This is a genomic window from Variovorax pasteuri (assembly GCF_051216435.1).
GTDB lineage: Bacteria > Pseudomonadota > Gammaproteobacteria > Burkholderiales > Burkholderiaceae_C > Variovorax.
This window is the reverse complement of record NZ_JBPJZS010000005.1, coordinates 127,315-147,115: the sequence shown is the minus strand read 5'-3', so window position 1 is coordinate 147,115 and position 19,801 is coordinate 127,315. Positions and strand designations below refer to the sequence as shown.

16 protein-coding genes and 1 pseudogene are annotated in these 19,801 nt (G+C 65.6%); 9 read left to right on the top strand and 8 right to left on the bottom strand.

What is annotated here, in order from left to right; translation table 11 throughout:
* Positions 1-5 precede the first annotated feature (5 nt).
* From ACSFBM_RS19715 to ACSFBM_RS19705, 3 genes are all read right to left on the bottom strand, one after another.
* Positions 6-1,148, bottom strand: a complete 1,143-nt coding sequence (locus tag ACSFBM_RS19715; protein ID WP_435485877.1) for a hypothetical protein — start codon at positions 1,146-1,148, stop codon at positions 6-8.
* 118 nt (positions 1,149-1,266) lie between these two features.
* Positions 1,267-2,121, bottom strand: a complete 855-nt coding sequence (locus ACSFBM_RS19710) for an alpha/beta fold hydrolase (protein WP_435485876.1) — start codon at positions 2,119-2,121, stop codon at positions 1,267-1,269.
* Between the two features lie 3 nt (positions 2,122-2,124).
* Positions 2,125-3,105, bottom strand: coding sequence for a tripartite tricarboxylate transporter substrate binding protein (locus ACSFBM_RS19705; RefSeq protein WP_435485875.1), 981 nt, complete (start codon positions 3,103-3,105; stop codon positions 2,125-2,127).
* Positions 3,106-3,214: 109 nt separating this feature from the next.
* Here ACSFBM_RS19705 and ACSFBM_RS19700 point away from each other — a divergent pair, with 109 nt between their 5' ends.
* Entirely contained in the window at positions 3,215-4,174 is a 960-nt protein-coding gene (locus ACSFBM_RS19700) for a LysR family transcriptional regulator (RefSeq protein ID WP_435485874.1), read from the top strand.
* Between the two features lie 209 nt (positions 4,175-4,383).
* On the opposite strand, the gene ACSFBM_RS19695 is transcribed toward ACSFBM_RS19700, so the two are convergent.
* Positions 4,384-5,277, bottom strand: a complete 894-nt coding sequence (locus ACSFBM_RS19695; protein WP_435485873.1) for a DMT family transporter — start codon at positions 5,275-5,277, stop codon at positions 4,384-4,386.
* A gap of 257 nt (positions 5,278-5,534) precedes the next feature.
* Between ACSFBM_RS19695 and ACSFBM_RS19690 the strand changes: the two genes are divergently transcribed.
* The 6 genes from ACSFBM_RS19690 (at position 5,535) to ACSFBM_RS19665 (ending at position 12,994) form a co-directional block, all read left to right on the top strand.
* Positions 5,535-7,334 carry an FAD-dependent oxidoreductase gene (locus tag ACSFBM_RS19690; protein WP_435485872.1) on the top strand — a complete coding sequence of 600 codons (1,800 nt, stop codon included), beginning with the start codon at positions 5,535-5,537 and terminating at the stop codon, positions 7,332-7,334.
* Complete coding sequence (locus ACSFBM_RS19685; protein ID WP_435485871.1) at positions 7,331-9,211, top strand: 2-oxoacid:acceptor oxidoreductase subunit alpha; 1,881 nt, start codon at positions 7,331-7,333, stop codon at positions 9,209-9,211. Before ACSFBM_RS19690 ends, ACSFBM_RS19685 begins: the two co-directional genes overlap by 4 nt.
* Positions 9,208-10,263, top strand: a complete 1,056-nt coding sequence (locus ACSFBM_RS19680) for a 2-oxoacid:ferredoxin oxidoreductase subunit beta (RefSeq protein WP_435485870.1) — start codon at positions 9,208-9,210, stop codon at positions 10,261-10,263. The genes ACSFBM_RS19685 and ACSFBM_RS19680 overlap by 4 nt, the downstream gene beginning before the upstream one ends.
* A gap of 44 nt (positions 10,264-10,307) precedes the next feature.
* Positions 10,308-10,745 carry a CBS domain-containing protein gene (locus ACSFBM_RS19675; RefSeq protein WP_435485869.1) on the top strand — a complete coding sequence of 146 codons (438 nt, stop codon included), beginning with the start codon at positions 10,308-10,310 and terminating at the stop codon, positions 10,743-10,745.
* A 42-nt stretch (positions 10,746-10,787) separates the two neighbouring features.
* Positions 10,788-11,060, top strand: a complete 273-nt coding sequence (locus tag ACSFBM_RS19670; protein ID WP_435485868.1) for a hypothetical protein — start codon at positions 10,788-10,790, stop codon at positions 11,058-11,060.
* Positions 11,061-11,449: 389 nt separating this feature from the next.
* Positions 11,450-12,994: a P-loop ATPase, Sll1717 family gene (locus ACSFBM_RS19665; RefSeq protein WP_435485867.1), complete on the top strand. Its 1,545-nt coding sequence runs from the start codon at positions 11,450-11,452 to the stop codon at positions 12,992-12,994.
* A 154-nt stretch (positions 12,995-13,148) separates the two neighbouring features.
* On the opposite strand, the gene ACSFBM_RS19660 is transcribed toward ACSFBM_RS19665, so the two are convergent.
* The 3 genes from ACSFBM_RS19660 to pdxR form a co-directional block, all read right to left on the bottom strand.
* The gene (locus ACSFBM_RS19660; RefSeq protein WP_435485866.1) at positions 13,149-13,418 is read right to left on the bottom strand and encodes a hypothetical protein; all 270 of its coding nucleotides are present in this window, start codon (positions 13,416-13,418) and stop codon (positions 13,149-13,151) included.
* 431 nt (positions 13,419-13,849) lie between these two features.
* Positions 13,850-14,446, bottom strand: coding sequence for a DNA-3-methyladenine glycosylase (locus ACSFBM_RS19655; RefSeq protein WP_435485865.1), 597 nt, complete (start codon positions 14,444-14,446; stop codon positions 13,850-13,852).
* Positions 14,436-15,953: a MocR-like pyridoxine biosynthesis transcription factor PdxR gene (gene pdxR, locus ACSFBM_RS19650; protein WP_435485864.1), complete on the bottom strand. Its 1,518-nt coding sequence runs from the start codon at positions 15,951-15,953 to the stop codon at positions 14,436-14,438. Before pdxR ends, ACSFBM_RS19655 begins: the two co-directional genes overlap by 11 nt.
* A 122-nt stretch (positions 15,954-16,075) precedes the next feature.
* Between pdxR and ACSFBM_RS19645 the strand changes: the two genes are divergently transcribed.
* Together ACSFBM_RS19645 and ACSFBM_RS19640 are read left to right on the top strand one after the other, a co-directional pair.
* Complete coding sequence (locus ACSFBM_RS19645; protein WP_435485863.1) at positions 16,076-17,344, top strand: 4-aminobutyrate--2-oxoglutarate transaminase; 1,269 nt, start codon at positions 16,076-16,078, stop codon at positions 17,342-17,344.
* Positions 17,345-17,349: 5 nt separating this feature from the next.
* Positions 17,350-18,825 carry an NAD-dependent succinate-semialdehyde dehydrogenase gene (locus ACSFBM_RS19640; RefSeq protein ID WP_435485862.1) on the top strand — a complete coding sequence of 492 codons (1,476 nt, stop codon included), beginning with the start codon at positions 17,350-17,352 and terminating at the stop codon, positions 18,823-18,825.
* Between the two features lie 16 nt (positions 18,826-18,841).
* Here the strand turns inward: ACSFBM_RS19640 and ACSFBM_RS19635 are convergent.
* Positions 18,842-19,795: pseudogene (locus tag ACSFBM_RS19635) on the bottom strand (phosphate acetyltransferase).
* Between the last annotated feature and the right edge of the window lie 6 nt (positions 19,796-19,801).

Below are 19,801 nucleotides of genomic sequence, written 5' to 3'. Positions count from 1 at the left end.
GCCGCTCAGGCTTGCGACTGAAGGCTCACGATTTCCTGCTTGAGAAAAGCGAGAAAGGGCTCCCGAAGCGCTGCCTCCATGTGCGCGGGCAGCGCGACGGGCTCATTCGAGCCGGTCAGCAGCTCGTCGCCCTTTTCCGTGATTTGCAGCGCGCTGGCATCCACGCTCTGCAACGCGATGCGCACCGGCGCTTCCATCAGGTCCTTGCCGTACAACGCCTGCTTGGTCAGTGCAAGGCCGTAAGGACCGCCGAACAGCGGGAAATCCACCAGCGCGAACTGCAGCGTTTCATTGGCAGGAACCTGGAACTTGCCAGACACCTTGCCGAGCTTTTTTGACAGCTTGGGGTTGAGCGGGTCGAGCAGCGTATCGGCCGCGTTGTGGTCGGCAACCAGTTCGGACAACTTCCATGTGCGCTGCGGTGCCTGCCGCTGGCTGGCATGTTGCGCGTGGTATTCGACCGCTGCGCTTACCACCGGCGCCAGCAGCGCGCCGCATCGCTCGAGCAGCATCGGCTCGGGCACGCCCGACACGCCGGCCCAGTCCTTCCAGGATTTGTAGCGTTCGAGCAGCGTCGATACGAAAGAGGGCACCTCGCCGATGCGCCCGGGCAGCACGTGGCTTTGCGCCATTGGCGCCGCCAGCAGCACCGTGAAGTCGTCCTGCACGTACATCGCCTGGTCGGTCAGCAGAAACCCCTGCGACGTGCGCTTGCCGCTGAGCCGACTCATCGCGTGATAGCCGAGAAACAGAAGCGGAATCTCGTCGCCCACGTGGGGCTTGGGCAGGTACATCTGCTCGACGGCCTGCGCGAAAACCTGCGGTGCGTCTTCGTGGTCGGGGTGGTCGGTTTGGTCGGGCAGGAAGAGGAAGGCAGACAGGCCGGAATCCGGCAAGGTGCTGATGCGCTGCTGGACTTGCGAGCGCAACGCCATGCCGTGTCGCGAAAGCTCGGGCGGCAGCGTGCCCAAGTGGTCGTTGAAAGACGAAAAGACGAGTGTCATTCTGGATCCTCCCTGATGTCGTTGATTTGATGCCGAAGTAGATGTGAGCCCCCGGGGGGCGGACAAAAACCTGGACGGTTTATGCCATGAGCCCCAAGCCTCGTCGAGCCCGACTGCTCGGATTCGATCTTCGTAGGAATGCATGAACTACTTTCAGGCAGTCCAGGTTCTTGTTCGCATCCCCGCTGGCTCACTTTTCGGTCGGCGCCAACACGCATCCACACATCGAGCATCAAGTCCGGGATTGCAGCCCGAGGTCCGTCTACGCGATGTTCAGACCCACAAGAAAGCGAAGCACCACCGAGTTGAAAAGCGCGGGGTTGTCGCGATGCACGCCATGTCCTGCTGCCGGAACTTCGATCATGCGTGCATGTGGCATCAGTGCCGCCAGCGCGCTGGATACCGCCCGGTGGATGGGTTGCGTTCGTTCGCCGCGCAGCAGCAATGTCGGGATCTGGAGCGCAGCAAGCGCCTCGACGTCCAGCGCGGGATAGGGCTCGCTCGACAAGGCGAGCGCGCGCATCGCCTGCGCGTTGCGACGGCGTCCTGCCAGCCCGGCTTCTGACATCGCCTCCTTGCTGTCGCGCCCGTTGATTCCCCCGGTCAGGATGTCGATCGCACGGTCGACCTCGCCCGCTGCAAACGCCGCGTCCGCCGGCCGCAGCACGTCGCGCTCGAAGAGTTCGCGGGCCTCTCGTCCGCCGGGCACCCGGTCTGCGAAAGGCAGCACGGGTGGCTCCGTCAACGCCAAGGCTCGAACTTTCTCCGGCCAGCGCAGGGCCAGCGCGAGCGCGGTGTACGCGCCGTAGGACGTGCCTACCAATACCGCAGGCGCGGCGTGAATGGCGTCCATGAAACCGGCAAGGTCCTGCGCCTCGTCGGTGACCGAGTGAGTGGTACTGCCCAGGAGGTTGCGGTTCGGTGAACTGAAGCGGCGGCTGTAGGTGATGCAGCGAAAGTGCGGCACAAATGCCTGCCACTGCGGCGCCCACGACTGCCAATCGCCCATGCCGCCATGCACGAAGATCAGCGGGGTGCCGATGCCGGCCTCGGCATAGTGGATTTCGATGCCGTTGCCAATGTCTGTCCGGTTCAGCGGTAGCGATGTCAGGCTCAATTTCTACTCCGGCTTGACGTTGGCGAGCAGGGGACGCACGCGCTCTTCTTCCTGGGCGAGGAACCGGCCGAAGGCGGCGGGTTCGGCAAATTCGGCCACCACGCTGCCCGACTTGAATTCGGCTTCCCGGTAGCTTGCGCTGGCCATGATCTCGCGCACCGCGCTGCTCAGGCGGGCCACCACCGCGGGAGGCATGCGCGCAGGACCTATGAGCCCGGTCCAGAGGTCGGCCTGCACGTTCTTGACTGTCTTGCCCTCGTTCACGGTGGGTATGTTGGCGGCCGTCGGGTCGCGGTGCATCGAGATGATGCCGATGGCCTTGAGCTTGCCGTCGCGGATGAACGGCAGCGCCGAAGTCAGCGCGATCGTGCCGAGTTGCACCTGCCCCGCGACAAGGTCGTTGAGCAGCGGCGAGCCGCCCTTGTAGACAACGTGGGTCATCTTGAAGCCGCCTGCGTCGGCCAGCATCGTGCCGCCGAAGGTCTGCATCGTGGCCGTGCCGGTGGCGCCGGACAGAAGAGGTTCGCGACTCTTGCGGCCCAGTTCGCTCAGCTCGTCGACAGTGTTGGCGCCGAACCCTGGATGCGCGACCAGCACCGTCGAGTTGTTGGATATCTTTGCGATGGGCGTGAAATCGCGCGCTGTGTAGCCCGCCTTCATCACGGGCGGCGCAACCACCAGTTCATTGACCGTGCCGATCATCAACGTGTAGCCGTCAGGCTGCGTGCGCAGCATGCGCTTGCCGGCCACTGTGCCCGAGGCGCCGGCCACGTTGTCGACGATCACGCTCTGCCCCAGACGCTTGCCAAGCTCGAGCGACAGTCCACGGGCCACGCGGTCGACGGCCGCGCCCGGCGGGTAGGGAACGATCAGCGTGATGGGCTTGTCGGGATAGGTCTGCGCAAAGGAGGGCAAGACGCACGCGGCGGCGCAAGCCAGGAGCAGCGACGCGCGCAGGCGTCGTCCGTGTTTGAAGGGGGCCAAGTGATGTCTCCGGTTCGATGTTTTGTGGTCTGCAGTTTGGTCGTTGAAGCGATAGACTTCCAATCGATTTTTGCCAGTTGCTATCGGCATCTCCAATACCTTCAGACGCATGACCCTGTCCGCCACCGTACTGCGAAACCGCCTGCTGAGCCGCGCGCGCATGCGCCATCTCGAGGTGTTCGTTCGCACCGCCGATCTGGGCTCCGTCAAGCGCGCTTCCGAAGCGATCGGCATGGCGCAGCCGACCGCCACGCAGGCGCTGTCGGACCTCGAAGCGCTGCTTGGCAGCGCGTTGTTCCTGCGGCATTCGAAAGGCATGTCCGCCACTGCACTGGGTGTTGCGCTGCTGCCGATGGCGCGGCGCATGCTGGCGCTGGTGGACGAAGCCGCCACGCAAACGGTGGCCATCACAAGCCGTGCCGGTTCGGTGGTTCGCGTGGCGGCCATTGCCGCAGGCATCAGCAGCCTGCTTGGCGACGCATTGCCGGCGTTCGCCGGCGCCCACCCTGACATCGTCGTGCAGTTGCAAGAGGCCGATGCGGCCAATCAGCCTTCGCTGCTGACCGCGGGCGAGATCGACTGTTTCGTGTGCCGCGCGCCAGAGGTCCTGCCTGAGGGTTGGGAATTCATCGCGTTGCAGCAAGACCGCTTTGCCGTTGTCGCTGCGCCGGGCCATCCGCTGGCATTGAAGAAGAAGGTGTCGCTGGCGCAGTTGGAGGCCGCGACCTGGCTCACAACGCCAGCGCCGGTGGCGGCACGTCAGGCCTTCGACGAGCTCTTCGCGGACTCCGCGCAGCCGCCGAAGACCTGCAATGTCCTGACTACCTCACCGACGATGGTCTGGGCGCTGCTTGCCAAGGAGGAACTGTTGGCGCTATTGCCGTGCAGCGTCGTGCGGCATCTGCTGGACGGGGGCCATCTGGTCGAAGTGCATTGGCATGCGCCTGCGGCATTTCGCGACATTGGCATCCTGCTGCCTTTGCGCGAGCGCAGCGGTGCGCTGGACCGCCTTGCAACTTTTCTCACTGCGAGGTCAGCGCCTTCTCGCACCAAGCGGCCTGCGTCGTGAGGCGGCAGCACACCCTGGCCGTGACGCACGACTTCGTCGCGAGCTTTCTGGAAGATGGTGCTGTGACGTGTTGCTCTCGGTGTCATCGGCCCTCGACTGCTACGTCGAGGGCGCTGCGCAGGAACGCAAGCATTTGCGGCTTGGCGTAAGTACGCTCTCTTGAACCTTCCACAACGGCATGCGGTTTCGCCCACACAGTTCGCCGCGGCTCAGACCGCCTGCCGCTTCTTTCCTGCAGACCTCGGCGCCTCGCTTCGCGCCAGCCAGAGTCCGCTTGCAACGATCAATGCTCCGCCGCCCAGCGTCCATGCATCGGGCGCGGCCTTCCATATCCACCAGTCGAGCATCAACGCCCATGCAAGGGCGCTGTATTCGAACGGAGCGATGGCTGCGGCCTGGCCGTGCCGGAAGGCTTCGGCGATGGCCATCTGGCCCAGGAAGCCGCTGATGGCCAGGCCCGCGAGCACCCACATGTGCTGGGGCTGAATGGGCACCCATTGCGGTGCTGCCAACAAGGTGCCCCCCACCGCCATGCCGGCGGTCGTCCAGAAGACCAAGGCGGCGCGGGGTTCCGTGCGGCTGATGAGCCGGCCCAGCATGTTCGACAGCGCATAGAAGACCGCGGCGACCAGCACCGCCAGCGCGCCCATCGAGAGAAAGGCGCCCTGCTCGGGCCGCAGTGCGATCACCACGCCGATGAAGCCCAGCCCGATGGCGATCCAGTGCCGTGGCTGCACCGACTCGCCCAGCATCGGCACGGCGATGAGCACCATCAACAGCGGGGCGATGAAGGTGAGCGTGTAGGCCTCGGCCAGGCCGAGGGTCTTCAGGCCATGCACGAAGAGCACCAGCATCGCCATGTTCAGCACGGTGCGCAGCAGGTGCAGCCGCCAACGCAGCCGGCGGTTGAAGACGCCGCCGGCCTCGCGCCGCCATGCGATGTACAGGCAGACCAGGGGCAGCGCGGTGAGGCCGCGCAGCGCCATCACCTGCACCGGCGGGTAGTGCCCGGCCAGGTTCTTGAGCAGCGCGTCCATGCAGGCAAAGAAGGCGCAGGCCAACAGCATCGCAGCGATGCCGCGCAGGGTTCCGGTCGGGTGCATGGGAGGTTTGTCTTGCGGCTGTGGCCGGGCAGGGGCCTTGTTCTTGACCGCCTAGCATAGGCGCTGCCAGCGGTCGGCCGACGGTGCGGTGCCGGGTGGTCACTTTGCGCACGGAGCGTGCGCAAGCTCGACCCCCGAGGGCTCGTGTTTCTGCGGGATTCCACCAAGTCTTGCGAGCCGCCAGTGCGGCGCATACTCGCCGCAGAGCCGCGCGCCGGCCCCTTCGGGCTCCCGGGCGACCGTCAGGAGACAACGCTTTGCAGCGAACCGACATAGCCAACCCGGCCTACTTTCACAAGGTGGTCGATTGCCAGTACGCCTGTCCGGCGCACACGCCCGTCCCCGAATACATCCGCATGATCGCGCAGCGCCGCTATGGCGACGCCTACATGATCAATTGGGTGTCCAACGTCTTTCCCGGCATCCTGGGGCGCACCTGCGACCGGCCCTGCGAGCCTGCCTGCAGGCGTGGGCGTGTGGAGGAAAGCAACGCCCAGGCCCCCGAACCGGTGGCGATCTGCCGGCTCAAGCGCGTGGCGGCCGACATGAAGGACGACGTGCGCGCGCGCATGCCCAAGCCCGGGCCGAAGAACGGCAAGCGCATTGCCTGCGTCGGCGCCGGCCCTGCGTCGCTCACCGTTGCGCGCGACCTGGCACCGCTGGGCTACGAGGTGACGGTGTTCGACGCCGAGGCCAAGGCCGGCGGCTTCATCCGCACCCAGATCCCGCGCTTTCGCCTGCCGGAGTCGGTGATCGACGAGGAGACGGGCTACATCCTGGACCTGGGCGTCGATTTCCGCGGCGGTGAGCGCATCGGCTCGATGAAGGCCTTGATGGCGCAGGGCTGGGACGCGATCTTCGTCGGCTGCGGCGCGCCGCGCGGACGCGACCTCGACGTGCCCGGCCGCCAGGAAGCGGCCGCCAGCATCCACATCGGCATCGACTGGCTCAACTCGGTGTCGTTCGGCCACGTCAGCAGCATCGGGCGGCGCGTGATCGTGCTGGGCGGCGGCAACACGGCCATGGACTGCTGCCGGTCGGCGCGCCGCCTGGGCGGCACCGACGTGAAGGTCGTCGTGCGCAGCGGCTTCGACGAAATGAAGGCTTCGCCCTGGGAAAAGGAAGACGCCCAGCACGAAGGCATTCCGATCATCGACTTCCACGTGCCCAAGGCCTTCGTGCACGAGGAGGGCAAGTTGCTGGGCATGCGCTTCGAGATTGTCCGTGCCGAATACGACGACCAGGGCCGCCGCACGCTGGTGCCCACGGGCGAGCCCGACGCCTACTTCGAATGCGACGAGGTGCTGGTCGCGGTGGGGCAGGAAAACGCCTTCCCCTGGATCGAGCGCGACTGCGGCGTCGGCTTCGACAAGTCGGGCCTGCCGACGCTCGACAAGAACACCTTCCAGTCGACGGTGCCCCACGTGTTCTTCGGCGGCGACGCGGCCTTCGGCCCCAAGAACATCATCACGGCCGTGGCCCACGGCCATGAGGCCGCGGTGTCGATCGACAAGCTGCTGCGCGCCGAGCCGGTGTATGTGCGCCCCGCGCCCATGACCAACCTGGTGTCGCAGAAGATGGGCATCCACGAGTGGAGCTACGACAACGACACCTCCAACGACCTGCGCTACAAGGTGCCATGGGCCAAGGCCGAGACGGCGCTGGCGAACATTCGCGTGGAGGTGGAGCTGGGCTTCGATGCCGCCACCGCCTTCAAGGAGGCCGAGCGCTGCCTGAACTGCGATGTGCAGACCGTGTTCACCGAGCCCGCCTGCATCGAATGCGATGCCTGCGTGGACATCTGCCCGATGGACTGCATCAGCTTCATCGACAACGCGGACGAAGCCGAACTGCGGCCCCGGCTGAAGGCGCCGGCGCTCAACCTGGCGCAAGACCTGTACGTGTCCGGCGGGCTCAAGACAGGCCGCGTGATGGTCAAGGACGAAGACGTCTGCCTGCACTGCGGCCTGTGCGCTGAGCGCTGCCCCACGGGCGCCTGGGACATGCAGAAATTCCTGCTGAAGATGACGCCCGCAGGGCAGGGGGTGGCGGCATGAGCGCCATTCCACAGATCGAAGGCGTCAACGACTTCGTCATCAAGTTCGCCAACGTCAACGGCTCGGGTTCGGCCTCGGCCAACGAGCTGTTCGCCAAGGCCATCCTGCGCATGGGCGTGCCGGTGAGCCCGCGCAACATCTTCCCGAGCAACATCCAGGGCCTGCCGACCTGGTACGAGGTGCGCGTGACCGAAGAGGGCCACCTGGGGCGGCGCGGCGGCACCGACATGATGGTGGCGATGAACCCCCAGACCTGGGACGCCGACGTGGCCGAGCTGGAGCCCGGCGGCTATCTCTTCTACGACAGCACGCGCCCGCTGCCGCCCTCGAAATTCCGCAGCGACATCCGCGTGATCGGCATGCCGCTCACCGAGATCTGCAACGCCGTCTATCAAGACCCGCGCCAGCGCCAGCTGTTCAAGAACATCGTGTACGTGGGCGCGCTGGCCATCCTGCTCGGCATCGAACCCGAGGTGGTCGAGAAGCTGTTCGGCGAGCAGTACAAGGGCAAAGAGAAGTTGCTGGCCTCCAACGTGCAGGCGCTGCACCTGGGCTGCGACTTCGCGCGGGAAAACCTGCGCGAACCCGTGGGCCTGCAGGTGCGGCGTGCCGACCGGGTGGGCAACCGCATCTTCGTGGACGGCAACAGCGCTGCGGCACTTGGCTGCGTGTACGGCGGCGCCACCGTTGCGGCCTGGTATCCGATCACGCCGTCTTCTTCGGTGGCCGAGGCCTTCCAGAAGTACTGCAACAAGTTCCGCGTCGATCCGGCCACGGGCCAGCACCGTTTTGCCATCGTGCAGGCCGAAGACGAGCTCGCCTCCATCGGCATGGTGGTGGGCGCCGGCTGGAACGGCGCGCGCGCCTTCACGCCGACCTCGGGGCCGGGCATTTCGCTGATGACCGAGTTCATCGGCCTGGCCTACTTTGCGGAGATCCCGGTCACGCTCATCAACGTGCAGCGCGGGGGCCCTTCCACCGGCATGCCCACGCGCACGCAGCAGGCCGACATTCTTTCGTGCGCATATGCGTCGCATGGCGACACCAAGCACGTGCTGCTGTTCCCCGAAGACCCGCACGAGTGCTTCGAGCACGCGGCCGCCGCACTGGACCTGGCCGACCGGCTGCAGACGCCCGTGTTCCTGATGACCGACCTGGACATCGGCATGAACCAGCGCCTGTGCGCGCCCTTTGCGTGGGACGACAGCAAGGCCTACGACCGCGGCAAGGTCATGACCGCCGAAGAGCTGGAGGCGGGCCGCGACTTCGGCCGCTACAAGGACGTGGACGGCGACGGCATTCCCTGGCGCACGCTGCCGGGCACGCACCCGACCAAGGGCAGCTACTTCACGCGCGGCACCACGCGCGATGCCTACGCCCGATATTCGGAGCGCGGGCCCGACTACATCTACAACATGGAGCGGCTGCTGAAGAAGTTTGCGACCGCGGCCACGCTGGTGCCGCAGCCGGTGCCGCGGCCGGCCGCGCAGGCCACCGAGCTGGGCGTGATCTATTTCGGTTCGACCAGCCCGTCGATGCACGAGGCGCTGGATGCGCTGGAGGCGCAGGGCATCCACCTGGACGCGCTGCGGCTGCGCGCCTTTCCTTTCCCCGAGAGCGTGGTGCAGTTCCTGGCGCAGCACAGGCAGGTGTTCGTGGTCGAGCAGAACCGCGACGCGCAGATGCGCAGCCTGCTGCTCAACGAGCTGGACGCCGACCCGGCCCGGCTGGTGCGGGTGCTGCATTTCGACGGCACGCCCATCACGGCGCGTTTCATCGTCGAGGCGATCGGCACGCATCTGAAGCAGGCGCAGGCGCAGGCGCAGGCACAGGCGTCCCGCGCCACCCCCATGAAGGAATGGAAGGAATCCGCATGACCTACCTTGCCAAGCCACGCCTGCGCCACCCGACGCTGGCCACCAACAAGGTCGGCTACACGCGGCGCGACTACGAGGGCAAGATCTCCACGCTGTGCGCCGGTTGCGGCCACGACTCGATCTCCGCCGCCATCATCGAGGCCTGCTGGGAGCTGGACATCGAGCCGCACCGCGTGGCCAAGCTCTCGGGCATCGGCTGCAGCTCCAAGACGCCCGACTATTTCCTGGGCGCGTCGCACGGCTTCAACACCGTGCACGGCCGCATGCCCAGCGTGCTGACCGGCGCCAACCTGGCCAACCGCGACCTGCTGTACCTGGGCGTGTCGGGCGACGGCGATTCGGCCTCCATCGGCCTGGGCCAGTTCGCCCACGCCATGCGGCGCGGCGTGCGCATGGCCTACATCGTGGAGAACAATGGGGTCTACGGCCTCACCAAGGGCCAGTTCTCGGCCACCGCCGACCAGGGCTCCAAGAGCAAGAAGGGCGTCGTCAACACCGACAGCCCGGTGGACCTGGTGGCCATGGCGCTGCAGCTGGGTGCCAGCTACGTGGGCCGCGGCTTCTCGGGCAACAAGGCGCAGCTGGTGCCGCTGATCAAGGGGGCCATCAGCCACGGCGGGTCGGCCTTCATCGACGTGCTCAGCCCCTGCGTTGCCTTCAACAACCACCCCGGCAGCACCAAGAGCTACGACTACGTGCGCGAGCACAACGAGGCGGTGAGCCGCATCGACTTCATCAGCGGGCGGGAAGAAATCACCGTCGACATGGGGCCGGGCGAAGTGCTGGACGTGCGCCAGCACGACGGCACGCTGCTGCGCCTGCGCAGCCTGCACCCCGACTACAACCCCGGCGACCGCTACGCCGCCATGGCCTACATGCAGCGGCACCACGAGATGGGCGAGGTGGTGACGGGCCTGCTCTACGTCGACCCGCTGGCCACCGACCTGCACACGGCGCTCAACACCAGCGACCGGCCGCTCAACGCGCTGGGCCCGGCCCAGCTCTGCCCCGGCGCCCAGGCGCTGGAGCGGCTCAACGCCTCCTTGCGCTGAGCGGCGGCCGGGCGCACCATCACGCCACTTCCGGAGGTCGCACCATGGCCGAGCGCACTGTTTTTCAGTCCATCTCGCGCACGCATGTCGTCAGCCTGGGCCCGCAGGCCAGCGTGCGCGATGCCGCCTGCGTGATGACGCGTGCCAACTGCGGCAGCGTGCTCGTCATGGAGCTGCCAGACACCCTGCTGGGCATCCTGACCGAGCGCGACCTGATGACCCGGGTGCTGGCCCGCGGGCTCGACGCCGATCGCACGGCGGTGCGCGAGGTGATGACCCCCAACCCGATCTGCGTGCCACCCGACATGCGGGTGTCCGACGCCGTGGTGCTGATGCTCGAACGGGGCTTTCGCCATCTGCCGCTGGTGTCGGGAACGAAGATTCTCGGCGTGTTCTCGGTGCGCGACGCGCTGCCGCGGGAGATCGGCACGGCGCTGAGCCAGACGGAGTTCAACGAGCAGGGGAAGGATGTTCTGGGGTGAGGAACGGCATGGGAGCCCTGCGGTTCCTTTGCCGCTGTCGCCGTGCTTCGCGCGGCTGCGTTCGCGTACCTGTCGGACTTGTGGCTCAACTTTGCGGCCGTGGGCATTCATGTGCCGCAGCTCGACCGCGATGGGGAGCGGCTGCATGTGGCGAGCCTGAACCATGCGATCTGGTTTCATCGGCCGTTCAGGGTGGATGGGTGGCTTTGCTTTGAGGTGCAGAGTCCTTGTGCGGGGAGGGGCGCGGGCTTTCTGTGGCTGCCGTTTATGACGTGGACGGTGTGCTCGTGGCTAGTGCTACTCAGGCATGTTTGAGTACGCTTGGAAGTATCTGAGTCTGAAGGATCGCTTGCCCTCGGACCTTTGATAAGGGCGACCGATTCTTCAACGGTCACAAATTCGGGTTCGTAGAGTTGCTCCAGAGCCGTCTTAGGTGCACACATGCGCGTCCACGCTACCGACCGAATACTTTGATGGATGGGCACCGATGATTCCGCCAGCCGTTAGTTGTTGAGCTTCAAAGGTGAGTCGCGGGCGTGCCCTCCAAAAAGATGTTGACTGGACAAAGAGTCATCATCATGTAACCATTCATTGCCTTTTTATGCCGCATTCCTACACGGGGCGGAACATTCCAAGCTTAATCGCGCACGCATGACATCAAAATAATGAACAATTTGGCGGACATTCAATACAGGCGTATCTCAGTGGACAAACAACAGGTTCTTGAAGCATCCGAGTTTGGCAGCCAGATTGCTGAGGATGAGATAGGAAAGCTGAGTCACTATTTTGTTGAAACAGAGCAATGGCGAAAATTCTATTCAGGCGAGTGCGATATTGTTTTTGGGGCCAAAGGATCGGGGAAAAGCGCACTTTATTCCCTTCTCACGTCTAAAAAAGAAGAATTCCGACTCGGAAAACGAACCATTTTTTTGCAAGCTGAAAATCCCCGGGGGTTGCCGGCATTTAGGGATATTGAGCAAATCACAAATGGACATCATCTGTCAGATGACCATTTCCGAAGTTTGTGGAAAATATATTTTCTTTCCATTCTTGCGCATCAAATCCGTCATCAATTAGAAGCTACAAAGTCGATTAACAAGGAATGCTCGGAAGTAATTGAGGCATTGGTGAGTAATGGGCTGCTTGAGCGAAATGCCAACCTCGTTTCTCGACTCAGGGCAGCTTGGAGTTATCTGCGTCAGATATTGCCCAGTGTTGAAGGAGGGATAACTGATCCCGGATCGGGGTTGAAAATCACAGGGAAAATAACTCTTGGAGAGCCGAGCCCTGCTCAGATTAAAGAGGGTTTCATTTCTATCGACGCCCTACTGGCGAAATTGAATATTGGTTTTTCGAAGCAAACGATAACAGCGTGGATCGTTCTTGATCGTTTAGACGTCGCGTTTGCAGATAGCGATGCGCTTGAGGCGTGTGCAATACGGTCACTATTTCGGGTTTATCTCGATATGGTTGTGTATTCTCAATTCAAGGTAAAGATTTTTCTTCGAGACGATATCTGGAAGAAGGTTGTGGCAACAGGGTTTAGAGAAGCAAGTCATATCACTCGAGTAATTACATTGAATTGGGATAATCAATCCATTCTAAACCTTATAGTTAATAGATTGGTGTCAAACGAGGGAGTCTGTGGATATTACCAAGTTGACCCTGGAAAAATCATGAGCGACTTGACGCTCCAAGAAGAATTTTTCTACAAGGTATTTCCTAGGCAAGTGGAGAAAGGCCCTAAAAAACCAAAAACTTTAGACTGGATGCTGACTCGATTGGCGGATGGCACCGGTCGAACTGCACCACGAGAGATTATTCATTTGCTCAATGCTGCGCGCGAGATGCAGTTAAATAACTATCGATTGGGAAAGCGGCATCCTGATGACGGATATCTTATTGATAATTCCCCGCTTCAAGAGGCGCTGCCGGTTGTTTCCGAGACTCGGTTTAAACAAACTCTGTGCGCAGAACATCCTTCATTAATTCGTCATTTGTACAAGTTGGAGCGCGAAAAATCCGAGCAGAACTTAGATACGCTACGCGTAATTTGGGGCGAAGATGAGAAAGACGCCTCCCGAGTTGCAGACAAGTTGGTTGACATTGGATTTTTTGCATCACGAGGCACAAAGCTTGCGCCAGTGTTCTGGGTGCCGTATTTATATAGAGACGCGCTCAAGATGGTGCAAGGGTCTGCTGCGCGGAAATCGCGGGCCAAAAAAGCTTCGCCTGATAGCGGGGCTTGAGCCCGGCCTAATTGGAAACAATGATTGCAGGCTGTACGCTGAAGATGCGACGCTGGCTGGTTGATTAGCCCTCAGCGAGGCTAGGAAGCTGCGCGCGCTGAAGCACTCCGCTTTACGAGCGAGCTGCGAAATTCGCAGCTCGCTAGACCAGCCACTACCCGCCAGTCTCAGACGCGCCCTTGCGCGCCTTCTCGTTCAGTTGAAACAACTCCCCAGCCTTCCGCGCCAGTTCAGCCGCAAGCCAAAGCAAGTTGTCCAGTTGTCGAGGCCCATCCCCGCTGCACCAGTCGATGTCTTCCCCATGGCAGACCCACAGGAGAGCTTCGAGCTGAGAGAGGGTGTTTTCAAGAAGATCCGCCGGGTCTTGGGCGTTGTCTTCGGAAGCTCCGGGCGTGGGTGGCCGGGCTATAGTCTTGGTAGCCATTTTTGTGCTTTCCTTTAGAGGTTGGTGCACGGATTTGGTTAGACGGTCGGGGTGCTAGTAACACCCCGGCCGTCGCCTTTGATACCTCGCATCTGCATCGCTGCTTTCGCACCGACAACCTGCCGCGAGGCAAGCAGCCTTCAAACATTCAGTGGTTGCGTGTGTAGCGCCTTCCTTGTCCCCTAGTTGGGGTAGTGAGTGACAGGGGCATTCACTGTAGAGAATGGCTCGGCGCAATAGCCGTTTCGAGCGGCACGAAGTCTCGATAAGCGCCAACAAATACAGCTTCTGCGCTACGCCGTGCAAGGGCTTCGTCGGCCTGCTGCCACCGTGCAAAGAAGCGCCACATTTGCTTCCACGCAAGACACAAATCCGGCAGCTGGCACCGCGTGCCGCCTGACACATCCGGCCCGAGTCGGGCATGTCTGCGTTCACTGCCGCGGAAACGGCTTGCTCAGGTAGCGCGAGCCTTTCTCACCGAAGCGCCAGGGCAGTTCGATCGCCTTCGAGATGCCTATGCGCGGCCCGACCGCGATCTCCAGCGGCGGCTGGTCGCCGGGTTGCGCCAGCAGCGCGAAGGGCGGCGCGTCCAGCGCCATGCCGTCGAAGCCATGGTCCACACCGAGCGCCTGGCCGACCCGGCCGGGGCCGGCGCACAGCAGCCGCAGGTCGTCGAGGCCGCGCCGCTCTCGCATGCGCTCGATGCCGTGGGTCGGCTCCAGCGCGCGAATCAGCACCCCGGCGCCGTGCCCGGCCTCGCGGCAGACGAAGTTCAGGCACCAGTGAATGCCGTAGGAGCGGTAGACGTAGGCGCGTCCCGGCGGGCCGAACAGCGAGGCATTGCGCGGCCGCAGGCCGCCGAAGCCGTGGGCGGCGGGCTCCGTGCTGTCGTAGGCCTCGGTCTCGACGATGCGCCCGCCCACGCCGTCGATCAGCAGGGTGACGCCGATCAGGCGGCGCGCCACCTCGAGCGACGGGCCTTCGAAGCCGATCGATGCAGCGACGGGGAGCAGGGCATCAGGAGACATGCGCGCGAATGGTAGTCGCGCCGGCGCGCTGCAGGCAGCCCAGCAGCACGCGGAACGCCGGCTCGATGTCGGCCTCCTGCACGCACGCGTACCCCAGCAGCAGCCCGCGCTGCGCGCCGCCCCGGCGGTAGTAGCGCGAGAGCGGGCGCGTGAGCACGCCGTGGGCCTCGGCGTCGCGCGCCACCGCCACGTCGTCGCTGCCCTCGGGCAGTTGCAGCACCAGGTGCAGCCCGGCATTGCTGGCCTGAGGATGCAGAAACGCCGGCCCCAGGTGCGTGGCGATGAGCCCCGCCAGCAGCGCGCGCCTTCGCGCATAGAGCACCCGCATGCGGCGGATGTGCGCCGCGTAGTGGCCCTGCTCGATCAGCTCGGCCAGCGCCGCCTGGGTGATGGCATGGCCTTCGCGGTACAGGTCGGCATGCGCGGTGCGAAAGGGTGCGGCCAGCGCGCGCGGCAGCACCATGTAGCCCACGCGCAGCCCCGGGAACAGCGTCTTGCTGAAGGTGCCCACGTAGATCACCGGGCTGTCCGCCTCCAGGCCCTGCATCGAGGGAATCGGGCGGCCCGCGAAGCGGAATTCGCTGTCGTAGTCGTCCTCGAAGATCCAGCCGCCCGAGGCGCGCGCGTGGTCGAGCAGCGCGCGGCGGCGCGCCAGGCTCATCACCGAACCCAGCGGGTACTGGTGCGAGGGCGTCACGAAGATCAGGCGCGGCGGCGTGCCTCCGCGCGGCCAGCCGGCCTGGGGGCTTTCGTCGCCGGCCTCGACCTTCAGCGCGCGCACGCGCGTGCCGTCCATCTGCAGCACCTTGTGAAAGCCCCAGTAGCCGGGCTCTTCGACCCACACCGTGTCGCGCGGGTCCGCCAGCATGCGCAGCGACAGGTCGATGGCCTGGTGCACGCCCTCGGTCACCAGCACCTGGTTTGCGTCGCAGCGCACGCTGCGCGCCACGCGCAGGTGCTCGGCGATGGCCTCGCGCAGCGCGGGGTGGCCGCCGCCGTGCGAGTAGGTCAGCAGCTCGGGCGTGGGCGCGCGCCACAGCCGCGACACGATGCGCCCGAAGGTGCGGTGCGGGAACTGCGTCACGTCGGGCACGCCGGGCATGAAGGCGCCCCATTGGCGCGGTGCGGCCGAGGCGTCGGCCACCAGCGCCTGTGCGCGCCTGGCGAGCCGCACGGTGCCGGGCGCCTCGGGCGCGACGGTGCGCGCGCGGCCGGCGCTCAGCTGGCTCTCGGGCGTGGTCGCGGCCACGAAGGTGCCGCTGCCCACGCGCGAATGCACATAGCCCTCGGCCTGCAGCTGCGCGTACGCGTGCAGCACGGTGTTGCGCGACATGGCGGTCTCGCGCGCCAGGTCGCGCGAGGCGGGCAGGGGGCTCGAAGGCGGCAGGCTGCCGTCGAGGATGGCCTCGCGCAGGCAGTCGTAGAGCTGGCGGTTCAGTGCCGTCGCCGCGGTGGCCGCGTCGGGGGCCAGGCGCTGCAGCACGAGGTCGGCACAGATGGATTTCATGCGGTTTTCAATTGGCCCCATGCACTGGAGCAAAAGTGGATCTTTTCGGTGGGGCCAATAGGGGATTCAATCAGATCTTTCGAGCGATCACCACCCCCTTCTTCTTCTTCAAGCGAGCCTCCATGACCACCAACAGCGAACTCAAGACCCGCCGCCTTGCCGCCACCCCGCGCGGCGTCGGCGTGATGTGCGACTTTCATGCCCAGCGCGCCGAGAACGCGAGCCTGTGGGACGTGGAGGGCCGCGAGTACATCGACTTTGCGGCCGGCATCGCGGTGCTCAACACCGGCCACCGCCATCCGAAGCTGGTCGCCGCCATTCAGGCGCAGCTGGCGAACTTCACGCACACCGCCTACCAGATCGTTCCCTATGAAAGCGTGATCTCGCTGGCCGAGCGCCTGAACGCGCTGGTGCCCATTTCGGGCCCGGTCAAGACCGCCTTCTTCACCACCGGCGCCGAGGCGCTCGAAAACGCCGTGAAGATCGCGCGCGCCCACACCGGCCGTGCCGGCGTGGTCGCCTTCGGCGGCGGCTTCCACGGCCGCACGCTCATGACGCTGGCCATGACGGGCAAGGTCGCGCCGTACAAGCTGGGCTTCGGCCCGTTCCCGGCCGACGTGTTCCATGTGCCGTTTCCGAGCGCGCTGCACGGCGTGAGCACGGCGGACTCGCTGGCCGCGCTGGCCCGCCTGTTCAAGACCGACATCGACCCGAAGCGCGTGGCCGCGATCGTCATCGAGCCGGTGCAGGGCGAGGGCGGTTTCAACGTCGCGCCCACCGAGCTGATGCAGGGCCTGCGCGCGCTGTGCGACGAGCACGGCATCGTGTTCATCGCCGACGAGGTGCAGACCGGCTTCGCGCGCACCGGCAAGCTGTTCTCCATGCAGCACCACGGTGTGGAGCCCGACCTCGTCACGCTGGCCAAGAGCCTGGCGGGCGGCATGCCGCTGTCGGCGGTGTCGGGCCGTGCGAACATCATGGACGCGCCCGCACCGGGCGGCCTGGGCGGCACCTACGCGGGCAACCCGCTGGCCGTGGCCTCCGCGCACGCGGTGCTCGACGTGATCGAAGACGAGAAGCTGTGCGACCGCGCCGCCGAACTGGGCTCGCGCCTGGTGTCGCGCCTGCTCGACGCGAAGGAATCGAACAAGGCCATCGCCGACGTGCGTGGGCAAGGCTCGATGGTCGCCATCGAGCTGTGCGACCCGGCCACCGGTGCGCCCGACGCCGAAGCCGTGAAGCGCGTGCAGGCCAAGGCGATGGAGCAGGGCCTGCTGCTGCTGAGCTGCGGCATGTACGGCAACGTGATCCGCTTCCTGTACCCGCTGACCATTCCCGATGCGCTGTTCGAGCGCGCGCTGGGCATCATCGACGGCGCACTGAAGGCATGAGCGGGATGACTGCGATGAACAACACCCACGCCCTGGGCCTGAAGCGCCCCGACCTGCTGAAGCCCGCCTGCCTCATCGACGGCGAATGGACCGCCGCCGACAGCGGCGCCACGCTCGCCGTGACCGACCCCGCCACGGGGCAGCACATTGCCGACGTGCCCCGCATGGGCCGCGCCGAGACCGAGCGCGCCATTGCCGGCGCCGCCGCCGCGCTGCCCGCGTGGCGCGCACGCACCGCGCGCGAACGGGCCCAGGTGCTGCGCCGCTGGGCTGACCTGATGCTCGCGCACCAGGACGACCTGGGCCGCCTCATGACGCTGGAGCAGGGCAAGCCGCTGGCCGAAGCGCGCGGCGAAATCGCGTACGCCGCCTCGTTCATCGAATGGTTCGCCGAAGAAGCCAAGCGCGTCGACGGCGAGGTGTTGCAGCCTCAGCGCGCCGGCCAGCGCATCGTGGTGCTCAAGCAGCCCATCGGCGTGTGCGCCGCCATCACGCCGTGGAATTTTCCGGCCGCGATGATCACGCGCAAGGTCGCTCCCGCGCTGGCCGCGGGCTGCACCATCGTCGTGAAGCCGGCCGAGCTCACGCCGCTGAGCGCCTTCGCGCTCGGCGTGCTGGGGCTCGAGGCCGGCCTGCCGCCGGGCGTGCTGCAGATCGTGACCGGTGACGCGCCGGCCATCGGCGCCGCGCTGTGCGAGAGCGACACCGTGCGCAAGCTCAGCTTCACCGGCTCCACCGGCGTGGGCCGTCTGCTGATGCAGCAGTGCGCGCCCACCATCAAGAAGCTGTCGCTCGAACTCGGCGGCAATGCGCCGCTGATCGTGTTCGACGACGCCGACCTCGACCGCGCGGTCGAGGGCATCGTGGCCTCCAAGTTCCGCAACGCCGGCCAGACCTGCGTGTGCGCGAACCGCATCTACGTGCAGTCGGGCATCTACGACGCGCTGTCGCAGCGGCTGGTGCAGGCGGTGGAAGCGATGCAGGTGGGCAACGGGCTGGAAGCCGGCGTCACGCAAGGACCGCTGATCGATGCGCGCGCCGTGGCCAAGGTGCGCGAGCACATCGACGACGCGCTCTCGCAAGGCGCGCAGCTGCGCACCGGCGGCAAGCCGCATGCGATGGGCGGCACCTTCTTCGAGCCCACCGTGCTTACCGGCGTGACGCAGCGCATGCGCGTGGCGCGCGAGGAAACCTTCGGTCCGCTGGCGCCGCTGTTTCGCTTCGACACCGAAGAAGAAGCCATCGCGATGGCGAACGACACGGTGTTCGGCCTCGCGGCCTACGTGTTCACCGAAGACCGCCGCCGCATCTGGCGCGTGGGCGAGCAACTGGAGACCGGCATGGTCGGCATCAACACCGGCCTCATCTCCAACGAGGTCGCGCCTTTCGGCGGCGTGAAGCAGTCGGGGCTCGGCCGCGAGGGCTCGCGCCACGGCATCGAGGACTACCTGGAGCTCAAGTACCTCTGCCTGCAGGACTGAAGAAGCGCGGGGGCGATCAGCCGATGGCCTTGATGAGCCGCTCGCGCCCCGCCTTCGCCAGCATGGACGCGACCGCGCACGAGGCGAGCCGTGCCGCCTCCGAGTCGGCGCGGCTCGTCAGGATCACCGGCACCCGGGTGCCCAGCACGATGCCCGCCGCATAGGCGCCGCCCAGGAAGGTGAGGCTCTTGGCGAGCAGGTTGCCCGCGTGCAGGTCGGGCACGATCAGCACGTTGGCGCGGCCGGCCACCGGCGAGTCGATGCCCTTGATGCGCGCGGCCTCGGGGTCGATGGCGTTGTCCAGCGCCAGCGGGCCGTCGAGTTGCGCGCCGGTGATCTGGCCGCGGTCGGCCATCTTGCACAGCGCGGCGGCGTCCAGCGTGGAGGGCACCTTCGGGTTGACGGTTTCCGTGGCCGACAGAATCGCCACCCGCACGGCAGGCATGTGCAGCGCATGCGCGAGGTCGATCGCGTTCTGCACGATGTCGACCTTTTCTTCGAGCGTGGGCGCGATGTTGATCGCCGCGTCCGAAATGATCAGCGGCTGCGAATGGCCCGGCACGTCCATCACGAAGCAGTGGCTGATCCGCCGCGAGGTGCGCAGGCCGCCTTCGCGGCGCACCACCGCGCCCATGAGCTCGTCGGTGTGCAGGCTGCCCTTCATCAGCGCGTCGACCTCGCCGCGCAGGGCCATGGCCACCGCGGCATCGGCGGCCGCATGGCTGTGCGGTGCGTCGACGATCTCGAAGGCCGACAGGTCGGCGCCGATGGCCACCGCTGCGGCCTAGATGCGTTCGCGCGGGCCGACGAGCACCGGCGCAATCAGGCCCAGCCGCACGGAAGACAGCACCGCTTCGAGCGACACGTCGTTCACCGGATGCACCACGGCCACGCGCAGCGGGGGCAGGGCGCGCGCCGCGGCGATCAGCCGGTCGTAGTGCGGATGTGCGGCGGTGGATGAAGACGCCATGCGGGC

What these genes read in the sequence shown, in the direction of transcription:
- ACSFBM_RS19715 (WP_435485877.1), bottom strand. Translation starts at nt 1,148, where the DNA reads ATGCATTCCTACGAAGATCGAATCCGAGCAGTCGGGCTCGACGAGGCT.
- ACSFBM_RS19700 (WP_435485874.1), top strand. Translation starts at nt 3,215, where the DNA reads ATGACCCTGTCCGCCACCGTACTGCGAAACCGCCTGCTGAGCCGCGCG.
- ACSFBM_RS19695 (WP_435485873.1), bottom strand. Translation starts at nt 5,277, where the DNA reads ATGCACCCGACCGGAACCCTGCGCGGCATCGCTGCGATGCTGTTGGCC.
- ACSFBM_RS19685 (WP_435485871.1), top strand. Translation starts at nt 7,331, where the DNA reads ATGAGCGCCATTCCACAGATCGAAGGCGTCAACGACTTCGTCATCAAG.
- ACSFBM_RS19680 (WP_435485870.1), top strand. Translation starts at nt 9,208, where the DNA reads ATGACCTACCTTGCCAAGCCACGCCTGCGCCACCCGACGCTGGCCACC.
- ACSFBM_RS19675 (WP_435485869.1), top strand. Translation starts at nt 10,308, where the DNA reads ATGGCCGAGCGCACTGTTTTTCAGTCCATCTCGCGCACGCATGTCGTC.
- ACSFBM_RS19660 (WP_435485866.1), bottom strand. Translation starts at nt 13,418, where the DNA reads ATGGCTACCAAGACTATAGCCCGGCCACCCACGCCCGGAGCTTCCGAA.
- ACSFBM_RS19655 (WP_435485865.1), bottom strand. Translation starts at nt 14,446, where the DNA reads ATGTCTCCTGATGCCCTGCTCCCCGTCGCTGCATCGATCGGCTTCGAA.
- pdxR (WP_435485864.1), bottom strand. Translation starts at nt 15,953, where the DNA reads ATGAAATCCATCTGTGCCGACCTCGTGCTGCAGCGCCTGGCCCCCGAC.
- ACSFBM_RS19645 (WP_435485863.1), top strand. Translation starts at nt 16,076, where the DNA reads ATGACCACCAACAGCGAACTCAAGACCCGCCGCCTTGCCGCCACCCCG.
- ACSFBM_RS19640 (WP_435485862.1), top strand. Translation starts at nt 17,350, where the DNA reads ATGACTGCGATGAACAACACCCACGCCCTGGGCCTGAAGCGCCCCGAC.